The 21,767-nt window shown below is 51.0% G+C and carries 20 protein-coding genes; 11 read left to right on the top strand and 9 right to left on the bottom strand.

Annotation, left to right across the window (positions count from 1 at the left end; genetic code table 11):
• Positions 1-59 precede the first annotated feature (59 nt).
• Positions 60-1,160, bottom strand: coding sequence for a LysM peptidoglycan-binding domain-containing protein (locus RC73_RS16595; RefSeq protein ID WP_039035702.1), 1,101 nt, complete (start codon positions 1,158-1,160; stop codon positions 60-62).
• Positions 1,161-1,286: 126 nt separating this feature from the next.
• Between RC73_RS16595 and def the strand changes: the two genes are divergently transcribed.
• Genes def through RC73_RS16570 form a run of 5 tightly spaced genes read left to right on the top strand, consistent with a single transcriptional unit; the run spans position 1,287 to position 6,944 of the window.
• Positions 1,287-1,796 carry a peptide deformylase gene (gene def / locus RC73_RS16590; protein WP_039035701.1) on the top strand — a complete coding sequence of 170 codons (510 nt, stop codon included), beginning with the start codon at positions 1,287-1,289 and terminating at the stop codon, positions 1,794-1,796.
• A 27-nt stretch (positions 1,797-1,823) separates the two neighbouring features.
• On the top strand, positions 1,824-2,777 hold the full coding sequence (fmt, locus tag RC73_RS16585) for a methionyl-tRNA formyltransferase (RefSeq protein ID WP_039035700.1): 954 nt from the start codon (positions 1,824-1,826) through the stop codon (positions 2,775-2,777).
• Positions 2,774-4,072, top strand: coding sequence for a 16S rRNA (cytosine(967)-C(5))-methyltransferase RsmB (gene rsmB / locus RC73_RS21015; RefSeq protein ID WP_039035699.1), 1,299 nt, complete (start codon positions 2,774-2,776; stop codon positions 4,070-4,072). Before fmt ends, rsmB begins: the two co-directional genes overlap by 4 nt.
• A 9-nt stretch (positions 4,073-4,081) precedes the next feature.
• A complete protein-coding gene (trkA, locus tag RC73_RS21010) occupies positions 4,082-5,491 on the top strand; it encodes a Trk system potassium transporter TrkA (RefSeq protein ID WP_039035698.1) in 1,410 nt (469 codons plus the stop codon).
• A gap of 10 nt (positions 5,492-5,501) precedes the next feature.
• Positions 5,502-6,944 (top strand): TrkH family potassium uptake protein, encoded by a 1,443-nt coding sequence (locus RC73_RS16570; RefSeq protein ID WP_039035697.1) that lies wholly within the window; start codon positions 5,502-5,504, stop codon positions 6,942-6,944.
• Between the two features lie 8 nt (positions 6,945-6,952).
• Here the strand turns inward: RC73_RS16570 and speG are convergent, their stop codons facing one another.
• Together speG and hemG (RC73_RS16560) are read right to left on the bottom strand one after the other, a co-directional pair.
• Positions 6,953-7,486: a spermidine N1-acetyltransferase gene (speG, locus tag RC73_RS16565; RefSeq protein WP_039035696.1), complete on the bottom strand. Its 534-nt coding sequence runs from the start codon at positions 7,484-7,486 to the stop codon at positions 6,953-6,955.
• A gap of 135 nt (positions 7,487-7,621) precedes the next feature.
• Entirely contained in the window at positions 7,622-8,161 is a 540-nt protein-coding gene (gene hemG, locus RC73_RS16560) for a menaquinone-dependent protoporphyrinogen IX dehydrogenase (RefSeq protein ID WP_039035695.1), read from the bottom strand.
• Between the two features lie 228 nt (positions 8,162-8,389).
• Here hemG (RC73_RS16560) and RC73_RS16555 point away from each other — a divergent pair, with 228 nt between their 5' ends.
• Entirely contained in the window at positions 8,390-8,695 is a 306-nt protein-coding gene (locus RC73_RS16555; RefSeq protein WP_039035694.1) for an ArsR/SmtB family transcription factor, read from the top strand.
• 139 nt (positions 8,696-8,834) lie between these two features.
• Here RC73_RS16555 and hemG (RC73_RS16550) read toward each other — a convergent pair whose 3' ends face one another.
• From hemG (RC73_RS16550) to pepQ, 4 genes are all read right to left on the bottom strand, one after another.
• On the bottom strand, positions 8,835-9,362 hold the full coding sequence (gene hemG, locus RC73_RS16550) for a menaquinone-dependent protoporphyrinogen IX dehydrogenase (RefSeq protein WP_039035693.1): 528 nt from the start codon (positions 9,360-9,362) through the stop codon (positions 8,835-8,837).
• A complete protein-coding gene (locus RC73_RS16545) occupies positions 9,362-10,819 on the bottom strand; it encodes a TrkH family potassium uptake protein (RefSeq protein ID WP_039035692.1) in 1,458 nt (485 codons plus the stop codon). The genes hemG (RC73_RS16550) and RC73_RS16545 overlap by 1 nt, the downstream gene beginning before the upstream one ends.
• A 65-nt stretch (positions 10,820-10,884) precedes the next feature.
• Positions 10,885-11,499 carry a YigZ family protein gene (locus RC73_RS16540; RefSeq protein ID WP_039035691.1) on the bottom strand — a complete coding sequence of 205 codons (615 nt, stop codon included), beginning with the start codon at positions 11,497-11,499 and terminating at the stop codon, positions 10,885-10,887.
• Positions 11,492-12,814, bottom strand: a complete 1,323-nt coding sequence (gene pepQ, locus RC73_RS16535; protein ID WP_039035690.1) for a Xaa-Pro dipeptidase — start codon at positions 12,812-12,814, stop codon at positions 11,492-11,494. The genes RC73_RS16540 and pepQ overlap by 8 nt, the downstream gene beginning before the upstream one ends.
• Positions 12,815-13,050: 236 nt before the next feature.
• On the opposite strand from pepQ, the gene fadB reads away from it, so the two are divergent.
• The 5 genes from fadB to RC73_RS16510 all read left to right on the top strand — a co-directional run bounded on the left by fadB (position 13,051) and on the right by RC73_RS16510 (position 20,740).
• Complete coding sequence (gene fadB, locus RC73_RS16530; RefSeq protein ID WP_039035689.1) at positions 13,051-15,201, top strand: fatty acid oxidation complex subunit alpha FadB; 2,151 nt, start codon at positions 13,051-13,053, stop codon at positions 15,199-15,201.
• 21 nt (positions 15,202-15,222) lie between these two features.
• Complete coding sequence (gene fadA, locus RC73_RS16525; RefSeq protein WP_039035688.1) at positions 15,223-16,386, top strand: acetyl-CoA C-acyltransferase FadA; 1,164 nt, start codon at positions 15,223-15,225, stop codon at positions 16,384-16,386.
• 333 nt (positions 16,387-16,719) lie between these two features.
• Entirely contained in the window at positions 16,720-16,965 is a 246-nt protein-coding gene (tusA, locus tag RC73_RS16520) for a sulfurtransferase TusA (RefSeq protein ID WP_039035687.1), read from the top strand.
• A gap of 27 nt (positions 16,966-16,992) precedes the next feature.
• Complete coding sequence (locus RC73_RS16515) at positions 16,993-17,463, top strand: MOSC domain-containing protein (protein WP_039035686.1); 471 nt, start codon at positions 16,993-16,995, stop codon at positions 17,461-17,463.
• Between the two features lie 100 nt (positions 17,464-17,563).
• Entirely contained in the window at positions 17,564-20,740 is a 3,177-nt protein-coding gene (locus RC73_RS16510; RefSeq protein ID WP_039035685.1) for an amidohydrolase family protein, read from the top strand.
• A 53-nt stretch (positions 20,741-20,793) separates the two neighbouring features.
• Here the strand turns inward: RC73_RS16510 and RC73_RS20815 are convergent, their stop codons facing one another.
• Entirely contained in the window at positions 20,794-21,039 is a 246-nt protein-coding gene (locus RC73_RS20815; RefSeq protein WP_160289586.1) for a hypothetical protein, read from the bottom strand.
• Between the two features lie 103 nt (positions 21,040-21,142).
• On the bottom strand, positions 21,143-21,706 hold the full coding sequence (locus RC73_RS16500; RefSeq protein ID WP_039035683.1) for a DNA-3-methyladenine glycosylase I: 564 nt from the start codon (positions 21,704-21,706) through the stop codon (positions 21,143-21,145).
• Between the last annotated feature and the right edge of the window lie 61 nt (positions 21,707-21,767).

The following is a 21,767-nucleotide window of genomic DNA, read 5'->3' as shown; positions in this document are numbered from 1 at the left end:
GAGGGGTCCCAGTCCAGATACCGCAGCGACAACCAGCCAATCAACCAGACTATTATGCGTCATTCACCTTTCAATAATGTGTCAGGCCTGACCAAAAGGTCATCTACCCTGACAGGGCTTTCATTCACCATGATGAGCCCGAGAGCTGTCTTGTCGAATACCTTGAACACCATTACCTGACCGCGATAGAGATCCGGCAGCTTAACGGCATTGTCTGAGCCCATCTTGGCCATCAAGTTATCGTAAGCGGAGCGTTCGGTCGGCGGTACCGGGATACCCTCGCCGTTGATCACCACCTCGGCACCGTCCTTATAGATAGAGAACACATCGCCGGGCTCAACACCTTCACGGTTGCCCCGGTCCAGATAAAACACATCCAGTTTACCCATGGCGCGAATTTTACGTTCAGATGCCAACACCTTGGCGCCCTCTAAATCACTGGCCTTGGGAATAAAGTAGGCTGACAATAAGGAGTCATCCTCTATCGCCAACACTCTGAAACCGGCTTTGGTTTCGCGGAAATTATTGAGCAACTTCACCTTGGAAATTTCACCCGATTCCACCACTCGGCCGCTGGCACTGAGGATCACTTCCTGACCCAGCAACTCGCCGCTTTCCTTATTGGTAAATTCGCGCCCGGGCTGATACATCCCGACTTTATCGCCCTGTGGCAGATTGGCCTGGATATAAATAATGTCGTCCATCACATGGTGACGGGAATCTCTTTCCCCCCCCAGCACCATAGGTTGTTCCTTGAACCACTCTGGGTCGACCACCCGGTTCTGCACCAGATAGGGCTGGATCAAAGCCAAATCCACCGCGGGAATGGCGCCACCTTTGGGCTGAGCTCTTCCGGCGGGACTCTTGCGAACATGAGGTTTATTGACCAATCTGGGTTCACCATCAATAAACACCAGCGTCAATCGATCGCCGGGATAAATAAGGTGTGGATTGGCTATCTGGGGATTGGCGCCCCAAAGTTTGGGCCAGCGCCAGGGGTCTTTGAGAAACAGTGCCGATATGTCCCAAAGGGTATCGCCTTTCTTGACCACATAAGTATCAGGGTGACCGGGTTTTAATGTCAGGGTATCTGCTGCAGCGAAGGTGCAATTAAATGTCAGTAACGCGAGTAAAATTAACCGTTTCATGGGGGCTTCCATGTTGTCTGGCTCATTAGTGAGAGCTTTTGCTGTTATTGATAGCCGCTAAGGATTAAAATTAACGCAATAGCACAAGTCAGTATAACCAACTGGCACGGATTTGACAGACTTGTTAAGAGTTTATCTATGACCCTGTTAAAAGTATTACGATTCCCCGACGAGAGATTACGCACGATTGCCCAGCCAGTGACAGAATTTGATTCTGCGCTGCAGACGCAAATCGATAATATGTTCGAGACCATGTACGAAGAAAAGGGTATTGGTCTGGCCGCAACTCAAGTCGATTTTCATAAGCAACTGATAGTGATGGACTTACAGGATGACGTTGAACGTCCAAAAGTCTTTATCAACCCCCAAATTATCAGTGCCAGCGGCGACTTCTGTAATGAAGAAGGTTGTCTGTCTGTACCCGGCATTTATGCCAAGGTGGACAGAGCCGAATTTATTACCGTGACGGCACTCGACCGAGATGGCAATGAATTTACTATTGAAGCAGACGGTTTATTTGCCATCTGTATTCAGCATGAGATGGATCATCTAAAGGGCAAGCTTTTCGTTGATTATCTGTCACCACTGAAACGTCAGCGGATCAGACAAAAGCTGGAAAAAGCGGCACGTCAGGAAGCGAAAGCCTGAATCAATCCCGAATAATTAGGATCTATTTTGAAACCACTGAAGATCATTTTTGCCGGTACTCCGGACTTTGCAGCGCGCCACCTGCAGGCGCTGCTGGACTCAGAGCATCAAGTCATCGCCGTCTATACCCGAGTGGACAAACCCGCCGGAAGAGGCCATAAACTCACCCCCAGCCCGGTCAAGGCGCTGGCGCTGGAACACGATATTCCTGTCTATCAGCCCAAATCACTGCGCAATGAAGAAGCCCAGCAGGAGTTGGCCGCTCTGGGAGCCGATATCATGGTGGTGGTCGCCTATGGCCTGATCCTGCCATTGGCAGTGTTGCAGGCTCCCCGCCTGGGATGCATCAATGTTCACGGCTCCATTCTGCCGCGCTGGCGCGGTGCGGCGCCTATCCAAAGGGCATTGTGGGCCGGGGACAAAGAAACCGGGGTCACCATAATGCAGATGGATGTCGGTTTGGATACCGGCGATATGCTGCTCAAGACCTCGCTGCCGATAGCCGATGACGACACTTCAGCAACCCTTTATGAAAAACTGGCCCAACAGGGACCGGAAGCACTGATCCAAGCTCTGCAAGGTCTGGCCGAAGGCAAGCTAACCGCCGAGCCGCAGGATGAATCACTGGCCAACTACGCCGAAAAACTCAGTAAAGAGGAAGCCCGCCTCGACTGGCATAAAGCTGCCCGCAACCTGTGGCAGGAGATCCGCGCCTTTAATCCTTGGCCGGTGAGCTACTTTGAATGCCAGGGACAAAATATCAAGGTCTGGCAGGCCGAAGTGGAAGAATCAGACGAGCAGTTTGCGCCGGGCACTGTGGTGCGCGCCGACAAGCGAGGATTAGCCATTGCCACTGCCGATGGCTTATTAGTGTTGAAAAAGGCGCAACTGCCAGGGAAAAAACCGCTGGATATTGCCGATATTCTCAACGCCAGGGGCGAATGGTTCCAGCCCGGCAAGAATTTGGCTCAAGCATCATGAGGCAGAATCTCAGAGCCCTTGCCGCCAAGGCCATCTTTCAGGTACTGGAACGGGGCATGTCCCTCTCGGTTGCCCTGCCCGAACAACAGCAGCAGCTTCACAGCGGCAAAGACAAGGCGCTTTTAGCCGAACTTTGCTATGGCGTAATGCGCACCCTGCCACAACTGGACAAGAGAGTCAGCGACTGCCTCAGTAAACAGTTCAAAGGGAAACAGCGTATCGTCCACCAGCTGCTTCTTGTGGGTTGTTACCAATTGTATTTCACCCGGATACCGGCCCATGCAGCTATTTCGGAAACTGCTGAAGCCTGTCGTCAGCTGAAGTTTGAAAACCTGGTCAAGGTAGTCAACGGCGTTTTACGCAATATCCAGCGAGACAATAGTCCACTGGCCACAGATAACCCTGTGCTGGAACACAATACGCCCAACTGGATCCTCAAGGCGCTCGCTGCTGCCTATCCGGAAAACTGGCAACAAGTGGTGCAGCAGAGTCACCAACGGCCACCACTGTGGCTGCGCAACAACCGTTTATCCCAAAGCCGTGAGCAATATCTGCAACACTTGGCTGAAGCCGAAATTGCCGCCACTCCAGGTCAGGGGGAAGACAGTATATTGCTCGAGCAAGCCTGCGATGTCACCACTCTGCCCGGCTTTAGCGAAGGCTCAGTGTCTGTGCAGGATGGTGCTGCTCAATGGGCCGCCGCCCTGCTGGCACCTCAAGCGGGCGAAACCATTCTCGATGCCTGCGCCGCTCCGGGAGGCAAGAGTTGCCATCTGCTGGAGCTGTGTCCGGACATAGAACTGGTGGCGGTCGACAACGACAACAAACGGCTGCAGAGAGTTGCCGAGAACCTGCAAAGGTTGCAACTGAATGCCAAGTTGGTGCACGGCGATGCCGCAAATATTGCTTCATGGTGGCAGGGTGGCAAGTTTGATCGCATATTACTGGATGCTCCCTGCTCGGCTACCGGCGTTATTCGGCGCCATCCGGATATCATGTGGCTGCGTAAGCCGCAGGATATTGAGGAGTTGGCCAAGGTGCAGCAACAGATATTGGATCATTGCTGGCAGTGGTTAAAGCCAGGAGGTGTACTGTTATACGCCACCTGCTCTATCCTGCCACAGGAAAACCGCGATCAAGTTGTCGCCTTCCTGGAGCGTACGCCGGATGCCCGGCTGGAAGCTATCACTCAGGCAGACCAGCCAGATGCGATAGGCTGGCAAATCTTGCCCGGACAGGACAATATGGACGGGTTTTATTACGCGCGAATCGTTAAGTCGAAACTTCAGGGATAAGACGAGGCCATGAAAATAATCATCTTGGGCGCAGGTCAGGTCGGTGGCACCCTTGCGGAAAACCTGGTGGGTGAAAACAACGATATCACCATAGTCGACAGTGACAGAAACCGCCTTAGGGCACTGCAAGACAAATATGACTTGCGGGTGGTTGTCGGTCACGGAGCCCATCCCGGCGTCTTGAAAGAAGCCGGCGCCGAAGATGCCGATATGCTGATCGCTGTAACAAACAGCGACGAATGCAACATGGCCGCCTGTCAAATTGCCTATACCCTGTTTGGCACACCAACCAAGATAGCCCGTATTCGCTCAGAGCAGTATTTGGGGATGCAGGATAAACTGTTTATCGACAGTGAAACCAAGAGTAATGAGCCTCGTACCCGGGGGGGGTTCATCATAGATGAGCTGATAGCTCCCGAGCAGTTAGTAACCGCTTACATACAACGCCTGGTAGATTATCCTGGGGCTTTACAGGTTCTGGAGTTCGCCGAAGGCAAACTGAGCCTGGTGGCTGTTCGCGCCTATTATGGTGGCCCCTTGGTGGGCAACGCGCTGGCAACGCTGCGCGAACACATGCCGAATATTGATACCCGGGTGGCGGCTATTTTCCGTCAGGGACGGCCGATTATGCCCAGGGGAACCACCATCATAGAAGCCGATGATGAAGTGTTCTTTGTCGCTGACAGTCGCCATGTACGGGCAGTGATGAGTGAGATGCAGAAGCTGGATAACAGCTACCGCAATATCATGATCGCCGGTGGCGGTAACATAGGTTTGGGACTGGCCAAGAAACTGCAGCGTAATCACTCGGTCAAGCTGATAGAACACCGTCAGGACAGAGCCGAAGCACTGTCAGAAAAGCTGGAAAATACCACGGTATTCTGCGGCGATGCTTCCGATCAGGAACTCTTGATGGAAGAGCATATAGATCAAACCGATGTGTTTATCGCCGTCACCAACGACGACGAGGCCAATATCATGTCAGCGCTATTGGCCAAGCGCATGGGCGCCAAGAAAGTGATGGTGCTTATTCAGCGTGAAGCTTATGTCGATATCGTTCAGGAAGCCAATATCGATATCGCCATTTCGCCGCAGCAAGCCACTATCTCGGCCTTGCTAACCCATATCCGTCAAGGGGATATCTGTAACGTATACTCACTGCGTCGGGGTGCCGCCGAAGCGATTGAAGCCATAGCCCACGGTGACTCCAGCACCAGTAAAGTCGTAGGTAAACAGATAGGCGAAATCAAGCTGCCGCCTGGCACTACCATAGGTGCCATAGTCCGCGATGATGAAGTCTTAATGGCCCACGATAAAACAGTTATCGAACAGGGAGACCATGTCATTCTCTTTCTGGTGAACAAGAAGTTTATCGGTGAAGTGGAAAAACTGTTCCAGCCGAGCGCGTTTTTCTTCTAAGGCTCTGGCCATGCTGAATTTTCGCCCACTGCTATTCATCCTAGGCCTGTTTTTATCCATGCTGACGGCCTTTATGTTTATTCCACTCTTCTTCGCTCTGTTTTACGGTGAAGAAACAGTGGCAGCCTTCATGGCATCGGCACTGGTCACAGGCACAATCTCCAGCCTTTGTATGCATAGGGGCCAGGGACAAAAACTCAATCTGAATATCCGCGACATGTTCCTGCTGACCAGTCTCACCTGGTTTATCGTCAGCCTATTCGCCGCCATGCCTTTTACCCTGTATCACGGTATTGGCTATACCGATGCCTTCTTTGAAACCATGTCGGGGATCACCACGACAGGATCCACAGTATTATCCGGCCTGGATAGCATGGATCACAGCATTCTCGTCTGGCGTTCGCTGTTGCAGTGGCTCGGTGGCATAGGCTTTATCGTGATGGCGGTGGCCATTCTGCCGTTTCTCAACGTGGGGGGAATGCGGCTATTTAGAACTGAATCCTCAGATTGGTCCGAGAAGGCCATCCCTCGCACCCAGAGCTTGGCCAAATACCTGTTTCTGGTTTATCTGGGACTGACAGTATGCTGCGGTTTGGCTTATCACCTGGCAGGGATGAACTGGTTTCAGGCGCTGAATCATGCCATGACCACACTCTCCACTGGAGGCTACTCGACTTCGGACAGTTCCATGGCGGCCTTTCCCGAAGCAGCGCACTGGGTCGGGGTGGTATTCATGGCTGCCGGCGGCCTGCCGCTGCTGATGTTTGTCCAAAGCCTGCAGCAACGTAGTATCAAGGTGTGGAATGATGCCCAAGTAAAAGGCTTTATTCTTTTTCTGCTGCTGGTGTCTTTCTCTCTGGCCTATTGGCTCTACAGCTCGCGGGAAATAGCTTTTATTGATGCCCTGCGGCTCTCGAGTTTTAACGTAGTTTCCGTGGTCACAACCACAGGCTATGGTCTGACTGACTACGGCAGTTGGGGGGCACTGGCAAATATCGCCTTTCTATTCCTGATGTTTGTCGGCAGCTGCTCAGGTTCAACCTCCGGCGGTATCAAGATATTCCGCTTCCAGATAGCCGGCGCCATCATGCGTGAACAATTGAAGCAGCAGTTTCATCCCAACGGTATTTTCCGCGAGCGCTACAACAACCGACCTATCAACGAAGAAATTGTGCGCTCCCTGGTGACCTTTGCGCTGCTGTTTATGCTGGTTATCGTGATGCTGACACTGGTGTTGGTGCTTTGTGGTCTGGATCCTATCACCAGCCTTTCCGGCGCAGTCACGGCAGTGACCAATGTCGGCCCAGGACTCGGCCCGGTTATTGGCCCTGCAGGCAACTTTTCCAGCTTGCCGGACTTGGCCAAATGGGCGCTGTCGATAGGCATGTTACTGGGCCGCTTGGAGATCCTTACCGTTGCCGTATTGTTCCACCCCAGTTTCTGGAAGTACTGAAAACCCCTCTATAGGTGAATATTATTCAACTGTAGATAATCGGCTTGTAAGACATACATACGTTTGACATCCGAGTATTGGCCGTTGATAAAGATCTCCTGTACCAAATGGCCTTCCTCTTTAAAACCGCACTTTTGATAGAGCTGCAACGCCTTGTCATTCTCCAGTGCCACATGCAGATAAACCTTGTATAGGTTAAGTATGGTAAAGGCGTAATTGAGCGCCTTGTTGACCATAGGTCTGGCATAACCTCGCCCCTGAAACTCCGGCGCTATAATGATCTGAAACTCGGCGTTACGATGAATGTCATTGATCTCCACCAACTCAACCAGGCCTATAGTCTGCTGCTGAGCATTTTCTGCGATAAAGCGTCGCTCCGTCTTGTCATGGATATGCTTGTTGTAGAGCTCTTCAAGCTCATCAAACGACTCATAGGGCTCTTCAAACCAATAAGCCATAATAATGCGATTGTTATTTAACTGATGAATAAATCTCAGGTCTGTTCTTTCCAGCGCCCGCAGGCGAATCTCACCGTCATTCATGACACCTCCTAAAAGTCATACAATAAAGCCACCCATATTAAACGGGCAACAGGCAAACAAAGCTTGCCTTGCAGTCTTTTCCACACATACAAAAAAGCGCAGTACCATGACTGCGCTTGGAAAACATCGGCTCTATCAGGATGCCAAATCACTCAAATACTCGGCATAGCGCTTTACATCTTCCCAGTCCGTGTAGTCGATAACCGTCTTGGGATCGGTTGGGCCGCCGGTCATCTTCATGATCAACCGGATCATAAAGCTATCCAGCCAGCCCCAAGAGGGGTAGTCCACCTTACCAGCGATAATCTTCACATCCTTGGGTTTCCAATCCGACAGAGCAATAAACTTCTGCAGATACTTGTTGTTTTCCGGTATTCGTTTCTCCGGTTTGCGGGCCACCACATTAACAGAGAAAAAGCTGAGCCCTTTTTCTGTCAACACCTGTTGGTGTTTGCTGCAAAAAGCGAACACACTCTTGTCGTAGGTGCCATAAAGCACACAAGCACCGAGTACCACGGCATCATATTTTTGCCAGTCGATGTTTTCCGCCTCGGCCGCAGCCAAATCCATGCTGTCACACTCATGACCCAACTGCTGTAGTCTTTCAGCTATACAGCGACTGATCTTGGCAGTGTGGCCACCACGGGAAAAGTAGAGCACAAGAATGGATTTCATAAGTTCGCCTATTGAGTGTCTGTAACTTAAATTGTGTGGCTTGTCGCCCAGATAGAACAAGTTGAGAGATCACATAATCGGCTTCAACTCTTAAGAATATTGCCGCAAATCGCGCTGAATCGGTAGTTTTCAGGCTAGAATTGCGATCCAGATAAAAGACTGATGATTGTACTCATCCCCCTATTCAATTAGAATAACCTAATCAAAAGGCGAAGAGGTTCCAAGCTGATGCAAAAAGATATTGATATCGCAGCCATGCTTTCCAATGCGGAAAATGCTGCCAAATGGCTCAAGGCCATCGCCAACCCTTATCGCCTGATGATCCTCTGCCTACTGTTGGATCAGGAGCTGAGCGTTACTCAATTGAATGAAACGGTTCCGCTGAGCCAATCTGCGCTGTCACAACATCTGGCAGTACTGCGCGCCGAAGATCTGGTGGCAACCCGCAAGAGTTCGCAGGTTGTTTACTACTCGCTCAAGAATCAACAGGTCACCGAGGTCATTTCTATTCTGCACCGTAAGTACTGCGCTTAGGGAAGGTGCGAACAAGTCCCATGTGTGCTCTGCGTCGGCTTACGGGCCTGGATGCAAGGCATGGTTCGCAGCAAATGGCCCTAGTCCTTTGCAAGAAGCACAACACAGCAGGCAGGCCTGTAAGCCACGCCCTTAGGTCTCAAAGCTCGGCAAACTCGGCAGCAAACGCTTTCACCCGCTGCCAATCGGTAAATTCATAAGTACCGCTGATATCAGTTGGCCCCTTGGTTATCCACATGATCAGCCGAATCATGCTACGGTCAAATAAGCCGTAGTTAGGATAGGCTATCTTGCCGGCAAACACGCCTTGCAACTGTGGCTGCCACAGGGATAACTGCAAAAACTTCTGCATATAAGGGTTGGTTTCCGGGGTATTCTTTTCCGGCTTACGAGCGACTACATTGACGGTAAAGAAGGCATTCTTCTTGGCATTCAGCAGCGCATGGTGGTGGTTGACGAAACGGTACAGCTCCGGCCTATGCTTACCATAACGTATGCTGGCACCCACAAGGATTTTATCGAAAGTCTGCAAAGGCTCAGCTTCCGCCTCAGCCAACGATACCATAGAAACTGTCTCACCCACTTTGCTCAATTCATCGGCCATCATCTGGCATATCGCCTTGGTCTGGCCATCAACGGTCGAATAAATAATCAGAGTTTTGCTCATCAGTTCTTCCAGAAAGTCGGGGTAAACAACACCAATAAGGTAAAAATTTCCAAGCGCCCAAACAACATGGCAACCACAAGCACATACTTGGCGCCATCACCTATGCTGGCGTAATTGCTGGCAACTTCACCTAGGCCAGGCCCCAGGTTGTTAAGGCAAGCTGCGGTGGCGCTGAAGGCCGTTATCGCATCCATTCCCATGGCCATCAGGATCAGCATACAGATGACAAATACCAGCGCATAGGCGGAGAAGAACCCCCAAACAGCATCTATTACCCTATCCGGCAACGCCTTGGAACCGATACGAATGGAGAACATGGCCCTGGGATGAATTAGACGCTTAAGCTCGCGCGAGCCCTGCAACAGCAGTAACACCACGCGGATAACCTTGATACCGCCGGCTGTAGAACCACCGCTGCCGCCGATAAAGCTGGAAAACATCAACAGAATAGGCAGAAACAGCGGCCAAACATGGAAGCTCTCGGTGCCAAAACCGGCTGTGGTGGAAATGGATACCGCCTGAAACAGCGCATGATCCAGAGTTTGTTCCGGTGAATCATAGATACCCGAGTGATACAAAGTGGCGAAACAGATGGCAGTCAGCAGTAACTGAATAGCGATAAGCGCCTTGAATTCAGCATCACGAAAATAAACCTTGAAGTTGATCCCCCGGCGGGAAAACGCTGCGAAGTGCAGGCTGAAGTTCACTGCCGCAATCAGTAAAAATACCACGCAAATCAAATTGATGGTCGGGCTTTGAAAATAGCCCATGCTGGCATCATGGGTGGAGAACCCACCAATAGCGATAGTAGAAAATGAGTGACTGATGGCATCGAAGGCACTCATACCGGCGAGCCAATAGGCGCCGGCACAGGCCAAGGTCAACATCAGATAGATATACCAGAGCGTCTTGGCGGTTTCGGCAATCCTGGGGGTCATCTTGGAGTCTTTGACGGGCCCGGGGATCTCAGCCCGGTAAAGCTGCATCCCCCCAATCCCCAACACCGGCAGAATAGCTACCGCCAACACAATGATCCCCATGCCACCGAGCCATTGCAGGAGGTGACGATAAAAGAGTATCGCCTTTGGCAGGTTATCCAGGCCGACTATCACAGTGGCTCCTGTGGTAGTCAGCGCTGAAAAAGACTCAAAAATACTGTCGGCTAACGACAAATCCGGCTGTTTCGATAGTAAAAAGGGCAAGGTACCTATGGCACCAAGTACGGTCCAGAACAGCACCACGATCAAAAAACCCTCTCGGGTCTTGAGTTCTGCCTTATGGTGGCGATTGGGATACCAGAGCCAGAAACCGATAAATAGACTGATAAAGAAGGCTTTGATAAAGGCTGTACCACCGCCGTCTTCATAGATAAGGGCCACCAATGCCGGGGGCAGCATAGTGATGGAGAAAAGCCCTATCAGTAACCCGGTAATACGGGTAATCGTTCGGTAATGCATGCCGCTTTTCAATCAGTCCATTAGCCAATAAAAACTCAGCATTGTCGCACAAGTTATCAGAGTGTTCACTGTGAAAAATCTATCTTTAGTTGTCCTTGGCTCATGGGAGCCAACTCTTTATTGATACTCTCGGTAACAGATAGGGGCACGGCCAGTGTCAGGCGAATATTGTCAGTAAACTCCCGCTCTTCTATCAACACATCGAGCCTCTGCAACAGATGTTCGACATCGGGCAGTTGGTCGTAACGGCAAACCAAACTGCCTTTTTCCCTGAGCATTTTGGTCTTGGTCGCCAGCCGAGGCATCATCTGCTTGAGCCCACTACTGTAGGCACGAACCAGCCCACCCACACCCAACTTGGTGCCGCCATAGTAACGCACTACAACGGCGCCAATCTCACCTATGCCAGCACCCTGCAAGACCGCCAACATAGGGCGACCGGCACTACCACCCGGCTCGCCGTCATCACTCGACCCCATGGCCGACAGCCCCTTGGGTGCACCACAAATAAATGCCTGGCAATAATGACTGGCACCGGGATAACGCTGCTTTATCTGTTGTAGTTGCTGTTTAAACTCTTCCGGCGAATGGCAGGGAAATACCAAAGAGATAAAGCGGCTATGCTTTATCTCCTCTTCATATTCCAGCTCTTCTGCCGCAATGGGATAACTTTCAATCAATGAGACCTGACTCTCGAGTCATATTTTCGTTACTATGGGCGTGGATTATGACATTGTCTTCAATACGGATCCCACCAAACGGGTGTAAACTGGCTACCAGATCCCAATCCACCAACGCCTTGCGGCCATCTTGCCTGAGTGGCGCCAACAGGCTATCGATGAAGTAAAGTCCTGGTTCTATGGTTACTACATGCCCGGGCGCCATAGTCCTGGTGCAGCGCAGAAACGGATGCTCCTCAGGAGGGGCCACATGGGTGCCGCGTTCGTCATTGAAGAAACCACCGACATCATGCACCTGCAATCCCAACATATGCCCCAGCCCGTGAGGGAAAAAAGCCCGGGTAATACCCTGCTCCAGCAGCATCTCTTTCGAGCCTCTGGCCAGGCCGACTTCAAGTAACAGAGTCGCCAGCTGTTGATGAGCCAGCAGATGCAGCTCAGTATAACGTTTGCCGGGTCGCAAGTGTTCAATCAGTTGAAGCTGCAGTTGATTCATCGCCTGGATAAGATCGTGGAATCGATTTTTTTCAAAAGCATAGGTACGGCTGATATCGGCAGCATAGCCGTGGAAAGAGGCTCCGGCATCGATCAGAAAAGACAACCTCTGCTGTGGGCTTTCATGCTCCAACGCAGTGTAATGCAAAATAGCGGCGTTTTGGTTGAGGGCTATAATATTGCCATAGGGAATCTGATTCTCCCCTTGTGCTATGGCACTCAAGTATTGCTGCTGGATTTCAAACTCACTGGCACCACTGTAGAAGGCGTTCTTGGCCGCGCGATGGCCCTTGACCGCAATACGATTGGCCTGACGCATACATTCCAACTCGTAATCTGTCTTACAGGCACGATAAAAGTGCAGGTAGCTCATTACAGCTTCAGGGTTACAGTTATTAAACCCGAGCACAGAAGCCACTTCCAGGTGTTCACCTATATAGGCCCAGTGACCTTCGGCCACAGGCAGGAGCTCTGCCACCTTATCGGCCTTGGTCAAAATACGGATATCAAAGCTGTCACACCAGAAGCTTTGCGGCAGATCTGTCACCTTGTGCCAGAAGTCTTCGGGACGGTAAAAGATCAGCACAGGCTTGTCGCGACCATTGACCAGCAGCCAACAATGAGGCGTTTCCAGTAAAGGCACCCAGGCCTTGAAATGGGGGTTCACCTTGAAGGGGTAATCGATATCGTCCAGAAACTGCCTGTGGGGTTGACCCGAATGAATTGCCAAACCAGACAGTCCCTCACGAGCACAAATCTCGGCAACCCTTTGATTAAGAGTGTTTATATGTGATTGATAATGCTGAGCCAGTTGCATAATAAGCCGTTCCTGTTATCTGAAATCAAGGTTCCCCTTGCCATTGGACGCTGTTCACAGTTACAACAAAAGCCAATGTGCAGTGTATCACAAAGCTGAAATTTGCAGCTAACCGACAAGCAATTAAACGATCGTTTAAATTGGGTGTTGTATTTTTCCTTTTTTCGAAGCACACTGAGCAACAACTGGTCAAATGATGGCCTGAGCTGCCCTACTCCTAAGCAATAAGGATGCAAGCAATGATCTACCAAAATTCGATGATTCAAGTTGAGTTACTCGAGAATAATATCGCCCGCCTTTGCTTCAATGCCGAAGGATCGGTAAACAAATTCGACCGCGCCACCCTGACCTCTCTGGATGAGGCGCTGGACGCCATCAAAGCAGAATCCAGCGTTAAGGCACTGCTGCTGACATCGGCCAAAGCTGCCTTTATTGTCGGCGCCGACATTACTGAGTTCCTTGGGTTGTTCGCTCAGGAAGATGAAGTACTCTTGTCATGGTTGCAGCAAGCCAATGCGGTATTCAACAAGCTGGAAGACATGCCTTTCCCAACCGCTTCTGCCATCAATGGTTTTGCCTTGGGCGGTGGTTGCGAAACCATATTGGCCACAGACTTCCGCATTGCCGACATCAATGCCCGAATCGGCCTGCCGGAAACCAAGCTGGGGATCATCCCTGGATTCGGTGGCACAGTGCGCCTGCCCAGAGTGATAGGTGCAGATAATGCATTGGAGTGGATCACCACAGGCAAAGACCAACGCCCGGAAGCCGCTCTCAAAGTCGGCGCAGTAGATGCCGTCGTGGCTCCAGAGCAACTCCAGGCCGCAGCACTACAGATGCTACAGGACGCGCTGGCGGGCAAACTCGACTGGCAGAGTCGCCGTCAACGTAAACAATCGCCACTGACACTGCCCAAGCTGGAAGCCATGATGTCGTTCACCACAGCCAAGGGTATGGTGTTCTCTGTTGCCGGCAAGCATTATCCGGCGCCAATGGCGGCGGTTAACGTAGTGGAAAAGGCAGCCGGTCTGGGGCGTGAAGAGGCTTTATTGGTAGAACATCAAGCCTTTATTCAACTGGCCAAAACAGATGTGGCCAAGGCGCTGATCGGCATCTTCCTCAATGACCAACTGGTCAAAGGCAAAGCCAAGAAGGCCGCCAAACAAGCCAAAAATATAGAACAAGCCGCGGTATTGGGCGCAGGCATTATGGGCGGCGGTATCGCCTACCAAAGCGCCAGCAAGGGTACGCCGATTGTTATGAAAGACATAGCGCAGAAGGCGCTGGATCTCGGCCTTAACGAAGCGGCCAAGCTACTGACGGCACAGGTAGAGCGTGGTCGCTCCACCCCGGCCAAGATGGCCAAAGTACTCAACAACATCACCCCATCACTCGACTACAGCGCCGTCAAAGACGCCAACATAGTGGTCGAAGCGGTAGTAGAACATCCCAAGGTTAAGGCGACTGTGCTGGCCGAAGTCGAGCAGCAGCTAGCTGCCGATGCCATCATAGCGTCCAACACCTCAACCATCTCTATTAACCTGCTTGCCAAGAGTCTGAAAGATCCTTCCCGCTTCTGCGGCATGCATTTCTTCAACCCTGTGCACAAGATGCCACTGGTGGAAGTGATCCGTGGCGAACACAGCTCGGAAGAAACCATCTCCTCTGTAGTGGCCTATGCCAGCAAGATGGGCAAGACGCCGATTGTGGTCAACGACTGCCCCGGCTTCTTTGTTAACCGGGTACTCTTCCCCTATTTCGCCGGCTTTAATGGCCTACTGGCTGATGGTGCAGACTTTATCGCCGTCGACAAGGTGATGGAGAAACAGTTTGGTTGGCCTATGGGCCCGGCTTATCTGCTGGATGTAGTCGGTTTGGATACCGGCCATCACGCCCAGGCTGTCATGGCCGAAGGCTTCCCGGACCGTATGGGCAAAACAGGCAAAGATGCCATAGATATCATGTTTAACCATGAGCGCCTGGGGCAGAAAAACGGTAAAGGTTTCTATCAGTATTCTGTGGATAAGCGTGGTAAGCCGAAGAAAGACAAGGATCCTGTCAGCTACGAATTACTGCAGGCCGAATTCGGTGAACTCAAGGAGTTCAGCAGCGATGAAATCATCGCCCGCACCATGATCCCCATGATTATTGAAACCGTACGCTGCCTGGAAGAAGGCATAGTAGCCACCCCGGCTGAAGCCGACATGGGTCTGGTATATGGTCTTGGCTTCCCACCATTCAGAGGCGGTGTGTTCCGCTATCTGGATACCATGGGCGTTGCCAACTTTGTCGCCCTGGCTGACAAATACGCCCACCTGGGGGGACTCTACCAAGTGACCGATGGCATGCGTGAACTGGCAGCCAACAACGCTTCTTACTATCAGGCCTAATTTGCGGAAAGGATTTTAACCATGAAACAAGCAGTTATCGTAGATTGCATTCGTACACCCATGGGCCGTTCCAAGGCTGGTGTATTTAGAAATGTTCGTGCAGAGACACTCTCTGCCGAGTTGATGAAAGCCCTGCTGGTACGTAATCCCCAGTTGGATCCCGGCACCATAGAAGACGTTATCTGGGGCTGTGTGCAGCAGACTCTGGAGCAAGGTTTTAATATCGCCCGTAATGCCTCTCTGCTCGCGGGTATCCCCAAGCAAGTTGGTGCGGTTACTGTAAACCGTCTATGTGGCTCCTCCATGGAAGCCATTCACCAGGCAGCCAGGGCCATCATGACAGGCATGGGAGACACCTTCATCATTGGTGGTGTTGAACATATGGGTCATGTTCCCATGAGTCATGGGGTCGACTTCCACCCTGGCTTGGCAACCCGGGTTGCCAAGGCTGCCGGCATGATGGGACTGACGGCGGAAATGCTCGGTCGCATGCACGGTATTAGCCGTGAAATGCAGGATGAGTTTGCCGTGCGCTCGCACAAACGTGCGCATGCAGCCACAGTTGAAGGCCGTTTTGCCAGAGAGATCCAGGCTATCGAAGGCCATGATGCCAGTGGTGCCTTGATCAAAATCGATTATGACGAAGTGATCCGCCCTGAAACCAGTATGGAATCACTGGCAGGCCTGCGTCCCGTGTTTGACCCGGCCAACGGCACTGTTACCGCTGGTACCTCTTCGGCCCTGTCAGATGGCGCATCGGCCATGCTAGTGATGGAAGAAGAAAAAGCCAAGGCGCTGGGACTGCCTATCCGAGCTCGCATCAAGTCGATGGCGGTTGCCGGTTGTGACCCATCAATCATGGGCTATGGCCCGGTTCCAGCTACACAAAAAGCACTGACTCGCGCAGGCCTTAGCATAGCGGATATCGATCTGGTTGAGCTGAACGAAGCCTTTGCCGCGCAGTCTCTGCCTTGCGTGAAAGATCTAGGTCTTATGGAGCTGGTCGATGAAAAGGTTAACCTCAACGGTGGTGCCATCGCTTTGGGTCACCCTCTGGGTTGCTCGGGTGCCCGTATCTCCACCACATTGATCAATCTGATGGAGAGTAAAGACGCGACTTTGGGTCTGGCAACCATGTGTATTGGTCTCGGCCAAGGTATTGCCACTGTATTTGAGCGTGTCTGAGTAAATATCACCAACACAGAGAGCATCATAGAGAAGCTGCCCTTCTCAATGAAAAACCGCTTATTCCTTAAGCGGTTTTTTTATGTAAAGCTGTTTGTCCCCATCACAGAGATAATCCTTTAATTAACCTGATGTCCACAAAGACAAGGTCAGCTCGCTGACAATAAAGCGCTTTGATTAAATGTGAAGCTAGAACCAAGTACTGAATAACAAGTTGAACCATGTTCCACGTGGAACAATGCGATAGAGCACAAAAAATAGCTATCAACTTGGTTTGACCGCTGCCTTGGAGTAATATTAGCCACTTCTGTTGTTCTCGTTGTAAGAGGTTATATGAGTCAGGTCTTTGCCAGTGCCCAACATCAACTGGATGCTTTAGGTTTGAGGTGTCCGGAACCTGTCATGATGGTTCGTAAAAAAGTCCGTCATATGGCCGAGGGCGAAACTCTGCTCATTATCGCCGATGATCCAGCTACCACAAGAGATATTCCCAGCTTTTGCCAGTTTATGGACCACACCTTGGTAGCCAGTCAAACGGATGACTTGCCTTATCAATATTTAATTAAAAAAGGTCTCTAACCTAACCCTCTCACCAGGAAGGAACCTATGATTACCCTGCTCGCTATCGCCCATAAAAAGCAAAGAAACGCGCCGATGGATTTGTTGCCCCAGGCCGAAGTCAGTTTGGCTCAAGGTGTAGAGGGCGATGTTTTTGGTAAACCAGGAAAGCGTCAGGTAACGCTGTTATCTCAACAACAGTGGCAACAAGCCTGTACTCAATTACAGACAGAGCTACCCTGGACGTGCCGCAGAGCCAACTTGCTGCTGGATGGTCTGGAGTTTGCACCTGAGTTGGTGGGTAAATACCTGAGGATTGGTGAACAACTGGTGCTTGAACTTACCGGAGAAACTGACCCCTGCGGCAAAATGGAGCGAGCATACCCAGGGTTGGAAGCAGCATTAACGCCTGGTTGGCGTGGTGGCTGTACTGCCAAAGTGATAAATCCTGGAAACATCAAGCCTCTGGACCCGGTTCAGTTACTCGATAGCTGGCCAAATCGCAACTTAGACTTATAAAAAATGGAAAACTAATTGATACAGTATTGAGGTTTTACTGTTAACAAATTTGTGAGATAACAGACAGTCGGTAACCGATAACTAAAATAAGGCCGCTGTCATGTTGAGACCTAAACTAACCCCTCTGTACACAGCTGTTTCATTGCTCTTTTCAGCTTCGGCATTCAGTGACGATCACGCAACCAAGTGGGACGTCAATGCCCCACAGAATGCTCCCCTAGAACAAGCCAAAATTCAGGTCTCTGAAGGTACCTGGATGAACCTAAGCCTGAGCCCGGATGGCAAATACCTGGTGTTTGATCTGCTGGGTGACATCTACAGAATTCCCGCACAGGGCGGCGAAGCCGAACCTTTAGCACAAGGCATAGCCTGGCAGATGCAGCCCGTCTACAGCCCAGATGGCAAATACATTGCCTTTACATCGGATCAAGATGGCGGCGACAACATCTGGGTAATGAATGCTGACGGCAGTAATCCGCGTCCGGTAACCAATGAAACATTCCGCCTGCTCAACAGCCCGGCCTGGAGCCCTGATTCCCAATATCTGGTGGCGCGAAAGCACTTCACAGCCAGTCGCAGTCTAGGAGCCGGGGAAGTCTGGCTTTATCATATTGCCGGTGGCGAAGGAGTTAAACTCACCGAGCGGCCAAATGATCAGAAAGACTTGGGTGAACCCGCCTATTCCCCGGACGGCCGATATATCTACTTCAGCCAAGATGCCACCCCAGGCAAGACCTTTCACTACTCCAAAGACTCGGTCAAAGGCATATACAAGATAAAACGCTACGATACTCAAACCGGGGATATCGAAGTGCTTGTCGAGGGCACTGGTGGCGCCATCAGACCTACTCCGAGCCCGGATGGCAAACAGTTGGCCTACATCAAACGCGACGGTTTTCAGTCAACCTTATACCTGTTGGATCTGGCTTCCGGTAAAGAGCAAAAGCTCTATGGCGACCTTGACAGAGACATGCAGGAAACCTGGGCGATACATGGTGTTTATCCCACTATGGCCTGGAGTCCAGATAGTGCAGAGATCTATTTCTGGGCAAAAGGCAAAATCCACAGACTCGAATTGGCATCCAAACAAACGGCAGAGATCCCATTCAATGTCACCACAGAGCTTGCTGTGCAACCGGCGGTGCGCTTTAAGCAGGACATAGATCAGCAGCAACTGGATGTCAAAATGCTGCGCATGGCTCAGGTATCGCCAGATGGAACCAAAGTCATCTATGAAGCTCTGGGAAAAATCTGGATAAAGCAGCTGCCGGACGGCAAACCGAAGCGCCTGACCCGTTTGGATGACCGGGTGGATGAGTTATTCCCTCAATGGTCCCGTGACGGTAAGCGAGTGGTGTTTACCACATGGAATGATCAGCAACAAGGCAGCGTTAGAACCATCAGTGCCCGAGGAGGAAAAACCACAACACTGACCCAAGAGCCGGGGAAATATATTGAGCCCACCTTCTCTCCCGATGGCAAGCAAGTTGTGTTTCGTAAAATTGCCGGTGGCTATATTACTCCAAAAACCTGGAGTCAGGATCCCGGGCTCTACCTGGTTGACAGCAATGGTAAAGGACTAAAGAAACTCTCAGCTCAGGGCTTCCAACCACAGTTTGGTGCCGACAATGACAGAGTCTACTTTATCGAGAGTGGTGAAACGCCGCAACTAGCCTCAATAGCGCTTAGTGGTTTCGATAAGCGGGTACACTACACCAGCAAACACGCCACAGAATTCAGGGTATCTCCCGATGGTAAGCAACTCGCATTTGCCGAACGTTTCCGGGTTTGGGTCACCCCCTTCGCCAAGCATGGTGAAACCGTTGATATCGGGCCTAAGGCGACTAATTTGCCGGTAACACAGCTCAGTACCCGTGCCGGTGAGAGTATCAGTTGGGGCGCCAACAGCGATCAGCTCTATTGGACCCTTGGCCCAGAACTCTATCAAGTGAACCTGGATAACGACTATCGAGAGAAGAATGCCAAGGACAAGGTCCAAGTTACTGAGATTGGTTTTCAGACAGAGATGGATGTTCCACGTGGAACAATCGCTTTCGTCGGCGGAAAGATCATCACAATGGAGAATGATAGGGTCATAGATAAAGGTGTGGTGTTGGTGAAAGATAACCATATCCAAGCCGTGGGTGAAGCCGGCATGGCTATTCCGGATGATGCTATGCTAGTGGATATCTCAGGTAAGACACTGATGCCGGGTCTGTTTGATGCCCATGCCCATGGCGCTCAAGGTGAAAGCGAAATCATCCCCCAGCAGAACTGGCAGTTATATGCCGGCTTGGCCTTGGGGGTTACCAGCATCCATGATCCCTTCAATGACACTACCGAAATTTTTGCTGCCAGCGAGCAACAAAAAGCCGGAAAGATTGTTGGTCCGAGGATATTCTCTACCGGCACCATACTCTATGGAGCCAACTTACCAGGCTACACCAGTCACATAGACTCATTGGATGATGCCAAATTCCACCTCGAACGACTTAAAAAAGTCGGCGCTTTCAGCGTCAAGAGCTATAACCAACCCAGGCGCAATCAGCGTCAACAAGTCATAGCCGCGGCCAGAGAATTGGAGATGATGGTGGTTCCAGAGGGAGGAAGCCTGCTGCAGCATAATCTCACCATGATTGCCGATGGCCACACCACAGTGGAACATTCCCTGCCGGCCGCAGCAATCTACGACGATATTAAGCAATTCTGGAGCCAAACCCAAGTAGGTTACACCCCCACTCTGGTGGTGGCCTATGGCGGCATTTCGGGTGAAAACTATTGGTACGATAAGACAGATGTCTGGGCTCATCCACGATTGTCAAAATATGTTCCTGCCGATCTGTTGCGGGCTCGTTCCATGAGAAGGCCTACCGCACCGGATGAACATTACAACCACTTCAATGTAGCCAGAGTCGCCAATGAGGTGAATCAATTGGGGATCCATCCCAACATTGGTGCCCATGGTCAGCGTGAAGGCTTGGCTGCTCATTGGGAGATGTGGATGTTTGCCCAGGGCGGTATGAGCAATATGGAAGTGCTGAAGACAGCGACGCTTTATCCCGCCAAGACCTTCGCTATGGACCATCAGCTTGGTTCAATTAAGCCGGGCAAATTAGCCGACCTTATTGTTATCGACGGTAACCCACTAGAGGACATTAGGGTCACAGACAGAGTCACTCATACCATGGTCAATGGCAAACTCTATGATGCCGAAACCATGAATCAACTCAATGGTGATAAGAAGCAGCGCCAGCCCTTCTTCTTTGAAGAGATTTAAAAAAGATTAAACCCGACGTAAATACGGAAGGATGTTCCACGTGGAACATCCTTTTATTTTATAAGCAGTAGCAGTACCAAAGCTAACAGTAGATAGCTAACAAAGGCCGGCAACAGGAAACGGATGAGTGTAGGCATGATGGCTTGTTTGCCAAAGCTAAGTCTCAGTAAAGTATCACCCACCCGAACGGCCCACAAGTTCACCAACGCCAGAGTTGGCAATGTAAATAGCGCTCCAATAAACACACTTACGCCATCACTAAGCGCCAATAATCGACCAAAAACAAATGCGATAAACATCCATAATAGCATGCACAATGGTAGATAGATTATCGTCGCAAAGGGCCCGGGCCCTGGACCCGAACTGAACAGCGCCAGCAAAAAACGGCGACGCCGGGAAAACTTAATCATGGGGATAACAACAGCAATCCAACAAATGATCGTTGACCATGCCAACAGCCTGCATAAAGGCATAGCAAATCGTCGGGCCACAGAAGTTAAACCCCAGTTTTTTCAGCGCCTTGGACATCGCCTCCGACTCGGGTGTTTGAGCCGGAACCTGAGTCAGGGTTTCAAAGCGATTCACTTTGGGTACCCCGCCGACAAAACCCCAAATAAATTCTGAAAAATCATTACCTTGTTCCACAAATGCCAGATATGCCTTGGCGTTTCGAACTATGGAATTCACCTTGGCTCTGTTGCGCACTATCCCTGGGTCTTGCAGCAATTCATCTATTTTGGCTTGGTCGAACCCGGCAATGACTTGGGGATCAAACCCGGCAAAGGCACGTTCATAGTTAGCCTGCTTTTTGAGTATGGTCAGCCAAGACAGTCCCGCCTGCTGACCATCGAGACAGAGCTTGGCAAACAGTTCTTTGGCATCGTACACCGGCCTTCCCCACACCTTGTCGTGATATTCCTGATAGAGAGGATCATCAGTCACCCAGCCACAACGAACTATATCCATTACTCAAAATCCCTTAAATCGCTAAATCCGATAAAAAATAACCTACATAAGCCTATATCGA

The organism is Shewanella sp. ECSMB14102 (assembly GCF_000813075.1).
Classification (GTDB): domain Bacteria; phylum Pseudomonadota; class Gammaproteobacteria; order Enterobacterales; family Shewanellaceae; genus Shewanella; species Shewanella indica.
This window is presented reverse-complemented; position numbering and strand designations above follow the sequence as displayed.

What these genes read in the sequence shown, in the direction of transcription:
- RC73_RS16595 (WP_039035702.1), bottom strand. Translation starts at nt 1,160, where the DNA reads ATGGAAGCCCCCATGAAACGGTTAATTTTACTCGCGTTACTGACATTT.
- def (WP_039035701.1), top strand. Translation starts at nt 1,287, where the DNA reads ATGACCCTGTTAAAAGTATTACGATTCCCCGACGAGAGATTACGCACG.
- rsmB (WP_039035699.1), top strand. Translation starts at nt 2,774, where the DNA reads ATGAGGCAGAATCTCAGAGCCCTTGCCGCCAAGGCCATCTTTCAGGTA.
- trkA (WP_039035698.1), top strand. Translation starts at nt 4,082, where the DNA reads ATGAAAATAATCATCTTGGGCGCAGGTCAGGTCGGTGGCACCCTTGCG.
- RC73_RS16570 (WP_039035697.1), top strand. Translation starts at nt 5,502, where the DNA reads ATGCTGAATTTTCGCCCACTGCTATTCATCCTAGGCCTGTTTTTATCC.
- speG (WP_039035696.1), bottom strand. Translation starts at nt 7,486, where the DNA reads ATGAATGACGGTGAGATTCGCCTGCGGGCGCTGGAAAGAACAGACCTG.
- hemG (WP_039035695.1), bottom strand. Translation starts at nt 8,161, where the DNA reads ATGAAATCCATTCTTGTGCTCTACTTTTCCCGTGGTGGCCACACTGCC.
- RC73_RS16555 (WP_039035694.1), top strand. Translation starts at nt 8,390, where the DNA reads ATGCAAAAAGATATTGATATCGCAGCCATGCTTTCCAATGCGGAAAAT.
- hemG (WP_039035693.1), bottom strand. Translation starts at nt 9,362, where the DNA reads ATGAGCAAAACTCTGATTATTTATTCGACCGTTGATGGCCAGACCAAG.
- RC73_RS16545 (WP_039035692.1), bottom strand. Translation starts at nt 10,819, where the DNA reads ATGCATTACCGAACGATTACCCGTATTACCGGGTTACTGATAGGGCTT.
- fadB (WP_039035689.1), top strand. Translation starts at nt 13,051, where the DNA reads ATGATCTACCAAAATTCGATGATTCAAGTTGAGTTACTCGAGAATAAT.
- fadA (WP_039035688.1), top strand. Translation starts at nt 15,223, where the DNA reads ATGAAACAAGCAGTTATCGTAGATTGCATTCGTACACCCATGGGCCGT.
- tusA (WP_039035687.1), top strand. Translation starts at nt 16,720, where the DNA reads ATGAGTCAGGTCTTTGCCAGTGCCCAACATCAACTGGATGCTTTAGGT.
- RC73_RS16515 (WP_039035686.1), top strand. Translation starts at nt 16,993, where the DNA reads ATGATTACCCTGCTCGCTATCGCCCATAAAAAGCAAAGAAACGCGCCG.
- RC73_RS16510 (WP_039035685.1), top strand. Translation starts at nt 17,564, where the DNA reads ATGTTGAGACCTAAACTAACCCCTCTGTACACAGCTGTTTCATTGCTC.
- RC73_RS20815 (WP_160289586.1), bottom strand. Translation starts at nt 21,039, where the DNA reads ATGTTTATCGCATTTGTTTTTGGTCGATTATTGGCGCTTAGTGATGGC.
- RC73_RS16500 (WP_039035683.1), bottom strand. Translation starts at nt 21,706, where the DNA reads ATGGATATAGTTCGTTGTGGCTGGGTGACTGATGATCCTCTCTATCAG.